This is a genomic window from Pseudomonas sp. RU47, assembly GCF_004011755.1.
In the GTDB taxonomy this organism is placed as follows: Bacteria; Pseudomonadota; Gammaproteobacteria; order Pseudomonadales; family Pseudomonadaceae; genus Aquipseudomonas.
On sequence record NZ_CP022411.1, the window covers coordinates 4,894,889 to 4,908,991 of the forward strand.

The window sequence follows — 14,103 nt, forward strand, 5'->3', positions numbered from 1 at the left end:
CCTGCTTTACGGCGGCAATCAGGCTTTTCCGTCGCCCGACGATTGACGCCTATATTCCGCCACTCGCCAAGACGCTATAGTCCACCCACAGTGATGGCAATCTGAACCCGCAGCGCCAGCATTCATATAAGCAGCGTGCGGCCGATACAGATTGAACCTGCCGAACCAACCAGTCGAGCGGCGCTAGGCGGTTAAATGCCCAGCCACTACACTCGCATGCGAACCCTATAAAGAGGTCTTACCGGTGACACCACTCATGATCACCCTGCTAGTCATAGCCGGGATCGCAATTCTGATCGCCATTGGCTACATGAACCATGTGGTGGAAAACAACAAACTGGAGAAGGCCCGCACCAAGGTCGAACTCAACGACCGCCTGCGCCGTTGCGGCGAACTGACCGAAACCTTCCCGGGCCAGTTCATGACCCCGGCACTCAAGCTGCTGCTGACCCGTCTGGAACTGAACGTCTGCCAGCGCCTGCTGAACCTGGAAAAAACCAGCGCCACCACCAAAGCGCGCATCACCGAACTGAGCGCCCTGGTCGCCCAAGGCGAATCGATCCCGGTCAACAACCCGCCGTCGCCGATTCTGACCGAAGCCAAAGCCAAAGACGTGCGCTTCCTGCTCGAAGCCCTCCACGGCCAAATCACCCGTGCCGCTCACGACGGCTTCCTGCCACCGAACGAAGCCAAACACTGGATTCGCGAAGTCCGCCATATTCTGGTGCTGCTGCACATCGAGTTCTTCAATAACCTCGGCCAACAGTCCCTGCAACAAAACCAGCCCGGCCAGGCCCGCCTCGCCTTCGAACGCGGCGTGCAATACCTGCGCAAACAGCAGGATCCACAGATGTATGCAGAGCAACTGCAATACCTGGAAAAACTGCTGGCCCGCGCCAACGCCCAAGTCATGGACAAAATCGCACCGGTTGAAGGTGAAGAGAACCAACTGACTGCCGGCCTCAAAGATGTCGAGGCCGATGCGGACTGGAAAAAGAAAGTGATATACGACTGATTGCAGAAGTTGAAAGAGAAGCCACCGAGAGGTGGCTTTTTTGTGGGCTCGCGAGAGTGAACACGATAGACGCCCGGTGAATGTGAGAACGCTTTCGCGAGCAAGCTCGCTCCCACATGGTTTGAGCACATCTGACAGAGATTGGTCGGCTGTCAGGCCGCTTTCGCGAGCAAGCTCGCTCCCACAGGGTTTGAGTACATCCGGCAGAGATGGGTTGGCCGCCAGGCCGAGATCGCGAGCAGGCTCACTCCTACAATGGGATTGAGCACATCTGACAGAGCTTGGTCGGCTGTCAGGCCGCCTTCGCGAGCAGGCTCGCTCCCACAGGGTTTGAGTACATCCGGCAGAGATGGGTTGGCCGCCAAGCCGCTATCGCGAGCAGGCTCACTCCTATAATGGGGTTGAGCAAATCTGACAGAGCTTGGTCGGCTGTCAGGCCGCCTTCGCCGGAACACCGCCCGGAGCAAGCTTGTTCCCACAAAAGAGCAAGAGCAGACCGCGCATCGCTTCTGCTTCTCACCACTCAACAGGATGAGCGTTAGCTCGGCTGCAGCTCTTGATCTTAAGGCCCGTCGGCAGGCTGAGTGGAGGGATTGATCCGGGGGTGGGAGCGCAGCGACCGTTCGACGAAGTCGAACACATCGAGAGGAGGTGCAGCGAAGCAAACCGTAGGCGATGCCCCCGGATCGATCCCGGAGCGAAGGAACCCCGAGCCCCAGCGAGCGGGCCGAACGTCAGGGCAAAGACCTTTGGTTACTTTGGGGCGTTTGCCAAAGTGACCCGCCGTAAGGGCGGAACCCTAATCAGCAACACCCACAGCAACGGATATACACCCAAAACCCCAAGAGCCTGGTCGGCCCAAAGGCCGCCAAGCCCAAAGCGTCAAAGCGTCAAAGCGTCAAAGCGTCAAAGCGTCAAAGCGTCAAAGCGTCAAAGCCGAAAATGCCCAACCATCCCCCGCAACTCACTCCCCAACTGCGCCAGCTCAACACTCGAAGCCGCATTGCCGCGCATCGCGATCGACGACTGATCCGCACTTGCGCGAATACTCGTCACACTGCGATTGATCTCCTCCGCCACCGAACTCTGCTCCTCGGCCGCCGCCGCAATCTGCTGATTCATCTGCTGAATCAACGACACCGCCGCCGCAATACTCCCCAGCGCACTCTCGGTCTGCAACGCATCACTGACCGCCAGCTTCACCAACTCCCCGCTGCTCTGGATCTGCTGCACCGAAGCATGCGCCGCCGAGCGCAGCGCACTGACCAGCCGTTCAATTTCCTCAGTCGATTGCTGCGTGCGCCGAGCCAATGCACGTACCTCATCGGCCACCACCGCAAAGCCCCTGCCCTGCTCACCTGCCCGTGCTGCCTCAATCGCAGCATTCAACGCCAACAGATTGGTCTGTTCGGCGACACTCTTGATCACTCCCAGCACCGTGCCGATATTCTGGATTTCCGCACTGAGGCTTTCGATGCTGGAACTGGCCGATGTCGCCGAGTCGGCCAATTGTTCGATCCGTGCCATGCTCTGGCGCACCACCTGCTGACCACTCTCGACCTTGTCATCCGCCGTCTGCGCGGCCAGCGCCGCTTCTTCGGCGTTGCGCGCAACGTCATGCACGGTGGCGGTCATCTGGTTCATCGCCGTGGCGACCTGCTCGGTTTCCTCCTTTTGGCTGCTGACCTCGAGGTTGGTCTGCTCAGTGACCGTCGACAACGATTGCGCCGAACTGGCCAGTTGCTCGATCCCCGCCTGCAAACCACTGACGATGGTGCTCAGACCCGCGCCCATCTGTTGCATCGCCAGCATCAACTGACCGATCTCGTCGCGCCGGGTCACTTCCACCGTTGCACTCAAGTCACCAGCGGCAATCTGCTGGGCGACCCGAATCACGCTGCGCAATGGCGCGACGATCAGTCGGGTAATCAGCCACGCCGCGAGCAAGCCGACCAACAACGCCAGCGCCGATGAACCAATGATCAACAGCGAGTTTTTCTTCAGTTCCGCCTGCATCGCGCCGTCTTCAGCGACATACGCCTGATTCACCCGCTCGACCACTTGGTCGGCACGCTGGTGCAATTGCTCGTAGACGGTCTTTTCCTGCGCGAGCAATCCGGTGTACTCGGCCAGTTTGTCGTTGAAACCGGCGATATGCCCGGACACTTCATTGAGCACGGTCAGGTAACCCTCGTCCTTGACCGTGGTTTTCAGTTCTTCGGCCTGCGTCTGGGCCTGTGCGGCCTGTTCGATATTGCCTTTGCCGGCACCGTCGGCATCGCCCTTGCGGCTTTGATCCAGACGAATCCGCGCTTCGTTCATTGCCTGCAGCATCAAGCGCGAAACCTGACTGACCTGACTGGCCTGTTCGATGAACTGCGCCCCGTCCTTGCCCTCGGTGTCCTTCAAGGTATATGCACCGTCGTCGGCAAGCCCGGCCTGCAAGACATCAAGATTATTGGCCACACTGGACACCGACCAACTGGCCATTTCCAGCGCGAGGTCCTTGGCCTGAGTCAACGACACAAACTCGTCGAACGCTTTTCGATAAGCGCCGAGCGACTGCTGCACATCATTCATGACCGGCACATTGGCCGCCGACTGCGCTTTGAGCTGATCAGCCAGAGCAACCAGTTCGTCGACGCCCTTACGCAGGGCATCGGCCGTCTTCGGATCGCCTCGCAAGGCATATTCCTGCTCGAGCAGGCGCACTTTGAGCAGGCCACTGTTAAGCGAGGACATCTGTTTCAGACCATCGAAACGATGACTGATGGTTTGCAGGGACCAGACGCCAATGGCCGCCACCAGCGCGGTCAGAAGCAAAACCAATACAAACCCGATACCCAGTTTTTTTGCCATACCGAGGTTGGCAAAACGTCCTTGCATGGCCGAAATCATTGCGCGTAGTCCCCTGCCATTGTCAGTAGAGCGAAGAGTCGCAACGGCCACTCACCCGCACAAGTCTCTGGCGTCGGAATAATGGCAAAAAGCTACGCCCGCGTCGTTTTCAGAACACTTGAGGTCGATCCGCACCGGTGTTGCGGAAAAACTGCCGAGCGCGCGGGTCGCAGGCGTACGCGACGTTAATCCGCAGCCAGTCGCCCGCCTCGCCACTGGGGCTGAAGGCATCCGGCGCTGACAGCAACACGCCACAGCGCTGCGCCTGCCGGCGTATTCGAGAATGATCGGTCATGCGCGAACGCGCCCAGATGAACAGCCCGCCTGCAGGTTTGCCGAAAACCTCCCAATCGGCATCCTCCAGGGCCTGCAAAGCGGCAGCCCGGTCAGCATTCAGGCGTTGACGCTGGCGCTGTACCAGTTTGCGGTAAGCGCCACAACCCATCAGGCTGGCCAGTACCGCCTCGGAAAACCTTGATGCGCCCAAGCCGCTGATCATCTTGACCTGCGCCAGCCGCCTGACAATTTCGCTGTCGGCGAAGACGAACCCGACCCGTAACGAACTGCTGAGGGTCTTGGAAAAACTGCCCACGTAGATGACCCGTCCCTCATCGTCCAGCGCTGCCAGTCGTGTACCGTTACCGGTGTGCAAGTCCGCGTAGACATCGTCTTCGATCAAGCGCACATCGTAGGCTTTGCTCAGTTGCAGGATGCGTTGCGCCACGCTTGGCGACAGGCAACTGCCGGTGGGGTTGTGATGATGACTGTTGATGAACACCGCACCTGGCCGAAACTGTTGCAGCAAAGCCTCCAGTGCGTCGATGTCCGGCCCGGTCGGGGTGCGGCGCACCTCAAGCATGCGCACGCCATGCAGGCGCAGCAGGTCGAACAGCGGCGCATACCCGGGGGTTTCGACCACTACGCAGTCACCGGCCTTGAACAAGGTGCGCACGATAAGATCCAGCGCATGGCTGGCGCCACAGGTACTCAGCAACTGCGAACTGCGGGCCTCGATACTGAACAGCTTGAGGCGTTTGACGATCTGCTCGCGCAACGCTGGAAGTCCTAATGGCGTGCTGTAGTTGAACAGGCTGGCCATGTCGGTGCGAGCCACCTCGCGCAGCGCATAGCTGAGGTCGTCAGGCTCGCGCCAGCTTTGCGGCAGACCTCCGGCCCCCAGTTTCAAGCCGCCTGCGGCCTCGCAGACTGCATCGCACCAGGCAAACCGGCCTTCGAATGGCGCCAGTTCATCCTCTGCACCCAGCATCGCTGGCGCGGCAGCGACGATGAACCCGGTGCCTTGGCATGAGCTCAAAACACCCTGCGATACCAGCCGTTCACACGCCTCGACAACACACGACTGGCTGAGCAGATTGCCTCGAGCAATTTGCCGAACCGAAGGCAAACGGGTAGCCGGCGGCACACCACTTTGCAGGATCCACTCCGTCAGTCCGTCAACAATCTGCTGCACGACCGGCACCATTGCCTGTCGATCAATTCTCAATTCCATGAGCAAGCAAACTCCTGTCCGTTTTGCTGGCGGCAGTAAATCACAGCCGCGCCGGACAGGCTGTGCGACAACGCCGCCAAAAGCGACCGTTCTAACGGTTTGATACACATTGTTTAAGGGGCTTCACGGAACTGACCGTGATTCAAAAAAAAGCCCGCAAGGAATGCGGGCTGTTTTTCCTGAGTTCAGTTCAGAATGCGGTGACTCCGCCGTCCACGGCCAGCGAGTGACCGGTGGTGAATGCTGCACCGTCGCTGCACAGATACAACACGGCACTGGCGATTTCCTCGACTTTGCCGATACGACCGACCGGGTGCATGGCGTTGGCGAACTCGCCCTTCTTCGGATCGGCCTCATAGGCACGGCGGAACATGTCGGTATCGATCACCGCCGGACACACCGCGTTGACACGGATTTTCTTCTTCGCGTATTCAATGGCGGCCGATTTGGTCAAACCGATCACCGCGTGCTTCGACGCCGCATAGATGCTCATCTTCGGTGCCGCGCCCAGCCCCGCTACCGAGGCGGTGTTGACGATCGCCCCGCCGCCCTGCGCCAGCAACAGTGGCAGTTGATACTTCATGCACAGCCAGACGCCTTTGACGTTGACCCCCATGATCGCGTCGAACTCATCCATCGAGCCGTCGGCCAGTTTGCCTTTTTCGATTTCGATGCCGGCATTGTTGAAGGCATAGTCCAGACGGCCGTAGGTATTGATGACCTCGTCCATCAGATTTTTCACTTCGCTTTCGACGGTCACGTTGCAACGCACGAACGTCGCTTCCCCACCGGCGGTACGAATCAACGCGACTGTGCCTTCGCCCCCCGCCGCATCCAGGTCGGCGACCACCACTTTCAGGCCCTCGGCGGCGAACGCCTGCGCGGTCGCACGGCCGATGCCGTTGGCCGCGCCAGTGACTACGGCAACCTGACCGGAAAACGTCATGCTCATTGTTATGTCCTCGAAGGGCTAGATGCAGGGGATTTGTAGATTCGCAGCATAGTCATTGAGGTCTGCCGCACGTCAGCACTATCCAATGGCTGTTTATGTACCCATGCACCGCAGTGATAAAACCATGCCAGTGATTATCACTGCACTGGATCGGCGTGCATTCGCCGCGTCAGCCAACCTTGCGCCAATGCCGCTGAGGGTCTATCAACAAGGCTTCATTCCGTTCGAGTGCCTGCCATGACCAACCAGACCAATCGCCAGTTCCTGCTCGCCAAACGCCCGGTGGGTGCGGCCAACCGCGAGACCTTCACCTATCAGGAAGTACCGGTGGGCGAACCGGCAGCGAACCAGATTCTGGTCAAGAACGAATACCTGTCCCTCGACCCGGCCATGCGTGGCTGGATGAACGAAGGCAAGTCCTACATCCCCCCGGTCGGTATCGGCGAAGTCATGCGTGCACTGGGCGTGGGAAAAGTCATCGCCTCGAACAATCCCGGATTTGCCGTCGGCGACTACGTCAACGGTGCCATTGGCGTGCAGGATTACTTCCTCGGCGAGCCAAGAGGTTTCTACAAAGTCGATCCGAAACTGGCACCGCTGCCGGTTTATCTGTCGGCACTGGGCATGACCGGCATGACCGCTTACTTTGCTCTGCTGGATGTCGGCGCACCCAAGGCCGGCGACACTGTTGTCTTGTCCGGTGCGGCGGGCGCAGTGGGCAGCATTGCCGGGCAGATCGCCAAGATCAAAGGTTGCCGTGTGGTTGGCATTGCCGGCGGTGCCGACAAGTGCAAATTCCTCATCGATGAACTGGGATTTGACGGTGCCATCGATTACAAGTCCGAAGATGTCGTGGCGGGACTTAAACGCGAATGCCCGAAAGGTGTGGACGTGTACTTCGACAACGTCGGTGGCGACATCCTCGATGCGGTGTTGAGCCGCTTGAACATGAAGGCGCGCGTAGTGATCTGCGGCGCGATCAGCCAGTACAACAACAAGGAAGCGGTCAAAGGCCCGGCCAACTATCTGTCGCTGCTGGTCAATCGCGCGCGGATGGAAGGTTTTGTGGTGATGGACTATGCCGCGCAATACGCCAGCGCCGCGCAGGAAATGGCCGGCTGGATGGCCAAGGGGCAACTCAAGAGCAAGGAAGATATCGTCGAAGGCCTGGAGACTTTCCCGGAAACGCTGATGAAATTGTTCAGCGGTGAGAACTTCGGCAAGTTGGTGTTGAAGGTTTAAGGCCAGCACAAAAACCAATGTGGGAGCGAGCCTGCTCGCGAAAGCGGTGGTTCAGTCGATACTGACTTCGACTGATACACCCTCTTCGCGAGCAGGCTCGCTCCCACATTTGGATCTTCAGTGTGGCTTAGGCGATTTCGGCGACAACCGACGCCAGCGCCTGTGCCGGATCAGCCGCCTGGCTGATCGGACGGCCGATCACCAGATAGTCGGAACCGGCATCCAGTGCCTGACGCGGGGTCAGAATGCGGCGTTGATCGTCCTGCGCGCTGCCCGCCGGACGAATCCCCGGGGTCACCAGTTGCAGCGACGGATGCGCGGTTTTCAGTGCCGTGGCTTCCAGCGCCGAGCACACCAGACCGTCCATGCCAGCCTTTTCGGCCAGTGCAGCCAGTCGCAGCACTTGTTCCTGCGGTTCGATATCCAGGCCGATACCGGCGAGGTCTTCACGCTCCATGCTGGTCAGCACGGTCACGCCGATCAGCAGCGGTTGCGGGCCGCTACGCTTGTCCAGCTCTTCACGGCAGGCGGCCATCATGCGCATGCCACCGGAGCAATGCACGTTGACCATCCACACGCCCATCTCGGCGGCGGCTTTCACGGCCATCGCGGTGGTGTTGGGAATGTCATGGAATTTCAGGTCGAGGAATACTTCAAAACCCTTGTCACGCAGGGTGCCGACAATTTCTGCGGCGCAACTGGTGAACAGTTCCTTGCCCACTTTGACCCGGCACAGTTTCGGGTCCAACTGGTCGGCCAGCTTCAGTGCGGCGTCACGGGTGGGGAAATCCAGGGCGACGATGATAGGAGTCTGGCAGGCGGACATGAATGGGCTCTCAGGCAGGTCGAAATCGGCGCGCATTGTAGCGGAACCGGCGGCAGCGCGGCACCCGATGATCGGTAAATCGTCGCGCCGGCCGTGATCAGCATAGCGCTCGCTGCTATTGTGTCGACTCCGATACACAGCCGACACGCCAGCAACAAGCGCCCGCGCTAGCCTCGCCAGCCGCAACACGTCCTTACATCAGCACTTCCCGCCTTACGGCTGGACGCCTATGCTGAAACCACCACCTCGCAGCCCATCTTTTGTGGTTGGCGGCCTACTGGCAGATGAACAGCCTCATGCACAACAACCAAATGACCGCGACGGATGAGCCTAAAGACGACAAGCGCTGGAGCATTCGTGCGCTGATCGTCGATGACGACGTGCCGATCCGCGAGCTGATGATCGATTACCTCGCGCGCTTCAACATCCACGCCAGCGGCGTCACCGACGGTGCAGCCATGCGCCAGGCGATGCTGGCCGAGCATTTCGACGTCGTCGTGCTGGATCTGATGCTGCCCGGCGAAGACGGCTTGTCGCTGTGCCGCTGGCTGCGCGCCGAATCGGACATCCCGATCCTGATGCTCACCGCCCGCTGTGAACCGACCGACCGTATCATCGGCCTGGAACTGGGCGCCGATGACTACATGGCCAAGCCGTTCGAACCACGTGAACTGGTCGCCCGCATTCAAACGATTCTGCGTCGGGTGCGCGATGACCGAACCGAACAGCGGGCCAACATCCGTTTCGACAACTGGCGCTTGAACAGCGTTCTGCGCCAGTTGATCGCCGACGATGGTCTCGTAGTGCCGCTGTCCAACGCCGAATTCCGCCTGCTCTGGGTGTTTATCGAAAAACCGCGTCGGGTGCTCAGCCGCGAACAATTGCTCGATGCTGCCCGTGGTCGCTCAATCGAAGCCTTCGACCGCAGCATCGATCTGCTGGTGTCGCGTCTGCGGCAAAAACTCGGCGACGATCCGAAAGCCCCACAGCTGATCAAAACCGTGCGCGGTGAAGGTTACCTGTTCGACGCGCGAGACATCGGCTGATGCGGGCGCGCTTCGACACGCTGTTCGGCCGCCTGTTTGGCGTGCTGTTCGTGGCGATCGTCCTCGCGCACCTGCTGGCTTTCACCTGGTTCCGCCTCTACGGCCCGCCCCCGCCTCCGCCACCTCCGGAGTTCTCCCAGGGCGCCGACGGCCAACCGATGGCGCAGGACCCGCGCTACCCGCCACGGCCCCCGCGCCCATGGTTCGGTGGGCCGGTGGTGCCGCTGACCTTCCAGTTCATCACGCTGATGATCGCGGCGTGGTACGGCGCCAAACTGCTCAGTCGCCCGATCCAGCGCCTGAGCGACGCCGCCGAACGCCTCAGCGAAGACCTCGACAGCCCGCCACTTGATGAGTCTGGCCCGCGAGAAGCACGGCAAGCGGCGCACACCTTCAACCTGATGCAGCGGCGCATTCGCGAACAGGTGCAGCAACGCGCACGCATGCTCGGTGCCGTATCCCACGACCTGCGCACGCCGCTGTCTCGGCTGAAACTGCGCCTGGAAAATATCAGCGACGAAAAGCTGCAAGGCCAGATGCGTCAGGACCTGGACGACATGATCGGCATGCTCGACGCCACCCTCACCTACCTGCACGAACAACGCACCAGCGAAGCCTTGCAGTTGATGGATGTGCAGGCGCTGGTCGAATCGCTGTGCGAAAACGCTCAGGACCAGGGCGCCGACGTGCAGGTCAGCGGCCATTGCGCACCGCTGCCGGTACAACCGATGGCGTTGCGTTCGTGCATCAATAACCTGATGGACAACGCCCTGCGTTACGCCGGGCAGGCGCGGATTGAACTGCAGGATCAGCGCGAACAACTGCTGATTCGCGTGATCGACCACGGCCCGGGAATTGCCGAAGACAAGCGTGAAGCGGTGTTTGAACCGTTTTATCGGCTGGAAGGCTCGCGTAATCGCAATTCCGGCGGTGTGGGGCTAGGGATGACCATTGCTCGCGAGGCGGCGCAACGTTTGGGTGGCCAGCTCAATCTTGAAGAAACCCCGGGCGGCGGCCTTACCGCCATCATTCGCCTGCCACGCCCCTGAGAACGCCACCGACTCACTGTGGGAGCGAGCCTGCTCGCGAAGGCGTCAACTGATCCAACATCTCTTGTTAATGTACCGGCCTCTTCGCGAGCAGGCTCGCTCCCACAGGGTTTGGCGGTGTTCATTCTGCCGTGTGTACCGTCCGGTACAAACCCCACATACCCCGGACAACTTGCGCCCTGACCCTGCATAAGCCGGTACACCCACCGGTTTTCCATTCCAGGGAGTGAGTCCGATGATCGGTAGCGTCAGCAACTACACGAGCTATACCAGCACCAGCAGCACCTCCACGCAAAACGCGCGCAGCCAGCAACTGCAAAAAGAACTGTTCGCCAAACTCGACAGCAACAGCGACGGCGCGGTGGACCAGGACGAACTGAAAAGCGCCCTGTCGCAGAAGTCCGACGACGGCCTGCTGGTCAACCTGAGCAAACAATTCGGCGATCTGGACAGCGACGACAGCGGCAGCCTCAGCGCCGAAGAAATGACCGCCATGGCGCCCCCGCCGCCGCCCGGTGATCAAGCCCCCGACACCGACCTGGCGGACGCCCTGATCAGCGCCCTCGACACCGATGGCGACGGCGCCATCAGCAGCGACGAACTGAGCAGCGGCCTGACCAGCGCCGGCAGCACCGCCGACAGCAACGAACTCTTCTCCGCACTCGACAAGAACAAGGACGGCACCGTCAGCCAGGACGAACTCACCGCCAGCCTGACCCCACCACCGCCTCCGCCACCTCAAATCAACAGCGACGAACTGTTCAGCCAGCTCGACGCTGATGGCGACGGCAGCGTGACCGCGACCGAACTGAGCAGCGCACTGCAAGCCAGCGACAGCGCGACTTCAACCACCAGCACTGACACCAGCGCAGCGCTGCTCAAGGTTCTCGATAGCGACAGCAGCGGTGGCGTGAGCAGTGATGAACTGAAAGCGGCTTTACAGGCCGGCCGTGAACGACCTGACGAAGAACAGACCGCTTCGACCCAGAGCACGACAGAAGCGCTGAACCGCATGATTGCCAATTTGAGCAAGCAGTACTCGCTGGAGAAGACGGCGTCGGTGGGCAAGTATTTGAATGTGGCGACTTGAGTCGACGCCCCTCACCCTAACCCTCTCCCAGAGGGAGAGGGGACTGATCGAGGTGTTTGGGAGAGCTACGCCGGCGTGCAATACCGCGTTGAACTCAGATCATGAAAAGCCCGAAAATCGGCTCCCTCTCCCTCGGGAGAGGGCTGGGGTGAGGGGCGAATCCAACACCGAACAAAAGCCGACCTCTTCACCACTCAACAGGATGAGCGTTAGCTCGGCTGCAGCTCTTGATCTGTAAGGCGACGTCGGAAGGCTGAGTGGAGGGATTGATCCGGGCGTGGGAGCGCAGCGACCGTTTGGCGCAGCCAAACACAGCGGGAGTAGGTGCAGCGAAGCAAACCGGAGACGCTGCGCCCGGATCGATCCCGGAGCGAAGGAACCCCGAGCCCCAGCGAGCGGGCCGCACGCAGGAGCAAGCCTTTTTGGTTACTTTTTTCTGGGCCGGCATTCCGGGCGTCTGGAAAAAGTGACCCGCCGTAAGGGCGGAACCCTAAGCAGCCGTTACCGCAGCAACGGATATTCACCCAAAACCCAAAACCGCTAGCGCCGCTCTTCAACCCGAGACTGACTCTTGCTCCAATCCGTCAACAAACTATAAGCCACCGCCAACAACGTAGGCCCGATAAACAACCCGATAAACCCAAACGCAATCAACCCGCCAAACACCCCAAGCAACACAATCACCAACGGCAAATTCCCGCCGCGACTGATCAGATACGGCTTGAGCACGTTATCCACGCCACTGATGATGAATGTCCCCCAGATCCCGAGAAACACCGCCATCCCATACTCACCCTTCCACGCCAGCCAGGCCGTCGCCGGCACCCACACCAACGGCGGCCCCATCGGAATCAGACTCAACAGAAAGGTGACAATCCCCAGCACCAACGCCCCCGGCACCCCGGCAATCAAAAACCCGATCAACGCCAGAACCGCCTGCGCCGCCGCCGTGCCGATCACGCCGTTGACCACGCGCTGCACCGTACCGGCCACCAGCTCGATGTAATACCCGGCGCGATCGCCGATCAAGCGCTCCAGCAAACTGTGCACAAACGCCGCCAGTCGCGGCCCGTCACGGTAGAAAAAGAACACAAAGACAATGCTCAACGTCAGTTCGAGAATGCCACCACCAATCTGCGCACTGCGCGCCAGCAGCCAGTTACCGACCTGCCCCAGATAGGGTTTGATCGATACCATCAATGCGGCACCCTGCTGATCAATGCTGTTCCACAACCCGACCAACCGCTCGCCCATAAACGGCACAGTCCCCAGCCACGCTGGCGCCTCAGGCAGACCGTCGACCTGCACATCCTTGATGAACGCCGTGGCATCACGCACATGATCGGCCAGATTGAACCCCAGCCACACCAGCGGCGCCGCCACCAGCAGCATCCAGCCCAACGTCAGAATCGCCGCAGCCAAGGACTCGCGACCATTGAGCCAACGGGTCAGCAGGCGCATCAGCGGCCAACTGGCAAACGCCAGCACCGCGCCCCAGAACAGCGCCGACCAGAACGGCGCCATCACCCACAGGCTGGCACCAAACAACACCAGCAGCAGGATCTGCACCAGCAGGCGATCGTTATTGAGCATGTAAGGTCTCGAAAAAGTCAGTCAGGCAAAGAGTAGGCGAACACGCGGTTCGTGCTCGCCCGCAACAGCTTAACGCAACAGATCGATGCGCAGGCCAGAGCCTTCGACACTGCCGGTTTCCATGCGTGCCGCCCGAACACCCTGATTGATCAGCGCCTCACGCCAGGCTTCGGCCTTGGGCCCGGATACCGTGACGCGCAACGTCGTGTCAAGGTTAAGACCTCGGGAAATCAGGCGTAGCCAGGTGTCATCCGGCTCATTCACGCGATCAGGGAAGTCCAGCTCACCGGTGCTTTTGAGCTGACGTAACAGGGTCGCCGAGGTCGGCAGCAACTCACCCAGCGGTGCCACTGCCTCGAATTGTTCGACATGCAGATAGGCTTTGCGATTGCCGCGGGTGATGCTGTAAAGCGCCACCAGCGTGTTGTCCCGCGGTGCCGCCAGCCTCAACAGCAGATAGGCCTGTTGCTCGTCGGCGCCATACAGTTTGGCGTTACCGAACACCTCGTTGGCCCACAGGCTGCTTTCGCCGCAATCACGCGCCTGACACCAGAACAGCAATTCGGCGTCCTGTTTTTGCAGGGCTTCGCGAGCAGCGGTAAAGGCTTCGGTGGCGGAGTGTTCGGGCGGCAATTCGTAGGTCACCGAAGTGGTCTGGCCACGGGCGGTGACCTGACCGTCGAAACGCAGCTGGCCACTGATCTTGCGGATCGAGCCCAGCGGATAGATGCGCTCCAGTTCAACCGGAGGGCGATAGTCGACGATCTGTGCATCGGCCAGACGCGGCACGATCTGCAGATCCTGACTGCCCGGCACATCGGCGGCGAACGAAACGGTACTGAAACAGCACAGTGCCAACAGACTGAGTGACCGCATAGTCAG

11 protein-coding genes and 1 pseudogene are annotated in these 14,103 nt (G+C 60.4%); 5 read left to right on the forward strand and 7 right to left on the reverse strand.

Going from position 1 to position 14,103, the window contains the following annotated elements:
- Positions 1–256: 256 nt before the first annotated feature.
- Positions 257–1,015: a hypothetical protein gene (locus CCX46_RS22315; protein ID WP_174245077.1), complete on the forward strand. Its 759-nt coding sequence runs from the start codon at positions 257–259 to the stop codon at positions 1,013–1,015.
- A 930-nt stretch (positions 1,016–1,945) separates the two neighbouring features.
- Here the strand turns inward: CCX46_RS22315 and CCX46_RS31200 are convergent.
- The 4 genes and pseudogenes from CCX46_RS31200 to CCX46_RS22330 form a co-directional block, all read right to left on the reverse strand.
- Positions 1,946–2,827 (reverse strand): methyl-accepting chemotaxis protein, encoded by an 882-nt coding sequence (locus CCX46_RS31200; protein WP_410479234.1) that lies wholly within the window; start codon positions 2,825–2,827, stop codon positions 1,946–1,948.
- Positions 2,807–3,913, reverse strand: a pseudogene (locus CCX46_RS31205) (HAMP domain-containing protein); the annotation flags it as partial. The pseudogene CCX46_RS31205 and the gene CCX46_RS31200, both read right to left, overlap by 21 nt.
- Before the next feature lie 109 nt (positions 3,914–4,022).
- Positions 4,023–5,423, reverse strand: coding sequence for an aminotransferase-like domain-containing protein (locus CCX46_RS22325; protein ID WP_127929357.1), 1,401 nt, complete (start codon positions 5,421–5,423; stop codon positions 4,023–4,025).
- 190 nt (positions 5,424–5,613) lie between these two features.
- Positions 5,614–6,375, reverse strand: coding sequence for an SDR family oxidoreductase (locus CCX46_RS22330; RefSeq protein WP_016983635.1), 762 nt, complete (start codon positions 6,373–6,375; stop codon positions 5,614–5,616).
- Positions 6,376–6,612: 237 nt separating this feature from the next.
- Here CCX46_RS22330 and CCX46_RS22335 point away from each other — a divergent pair, with 237 nt between their 5' ends.
- On the forward strand, positions 6,613–7,617 hold the full coding sequence (locus CCX46_RS22335; protein ID WP_095120604.1) for an NADP-dependent oxidoreductase: 1,005 nt from the start codon (positions 6,613–6,615) through the stop codon (positions 7,615–7,617).
- 127 nt (positions 7,618–7,744) lie between these two features.
- Here the strand turns inward: CCX46_RS22335 and pyrF are convergent, their stop codons facing one another.
- Entirely contained in the window at positions 7,745–8,443 is a 699-nt protein-coding gene (gene pyrF / locus CCX46_RS22340) for an orotidine-5'-phosphate decarboxylase (protein WP_162483045.1), read from the reverse strand.
- Between the two features lie 296 nt (positions 8,444–8,739).
- On the opposite strand from pyrF, the gene CCX46_RS22345 reads away from it, so the two are divergent.
- The 3 genes from CCX46_RS22345 (at position 8,740) to xopAW (ending at position 11,628) form a co-directional block, all read left to right on the forward strand.
- Positions 8,740–9,489, forward strand: coding sequence for a response regulator (locus tag CCX46_RS22345; RefSeq protein ID WP_446730731.1), 750 nt, complete (start codon positions 8,740–8,742; stop codon positions 9,487–9,489).
- Positions 9,489–10,538, forward strand: a complete 1,050-nt coding sequence (locus CCX46_RS22350) for a sensor histidine kinase (RefSeq protein WP_127929359.1) — start codon at positions 9,489–9,491, stop codon at positions 10,536–10,538. Before CCX46_RS22345 ends, CCX46_RS22350 begins: the two co-directional genes overlap by 1 nt.
- 235 nt (positions 10,539–10,773) lie before the next feature.
- Entirely contained in the window at positions 10,774–11,628 is an 855-nt protein-coding gene (xopAW, locus tag CCX46_RS22355; protein ID WP_127929360.1) for a XopAW family type III secretion system calcium-binding effector, read from the forward strand.
- Positions 11,629–12,168: 540 nt separating this feature from the next.
- Here the strand turns inward: xopAW and CCX46_RS22360 are convergent.
- The gene (locus CCX46_RS22360) at positions 12,169–13,221 is read right to left on the reverse strand and encodes an AI-2E family transporter (protein WP_127929361.1); all 1,053 of its coding nucleotides are present in this window, start codon (positions 13,219–13,221) and stop codon (positions 12,169–12,171) included.
- 69 nt (positions 13,222–13,290) lie between these two features.
- Positions 13,291–14,097 (reverse strand): DUF4892 domain-containing protein, encoded by an 807-nt coding sequence (locus CCX46_RS22365; protein ID WP_095120607.1) that lies wholly within the window; start codon positions 14,095–14,097, stop codon positions 13,291–13,293.
- Between the last annotated feature and the right edge of the window lie 6 nt (positions 14,098–14,103).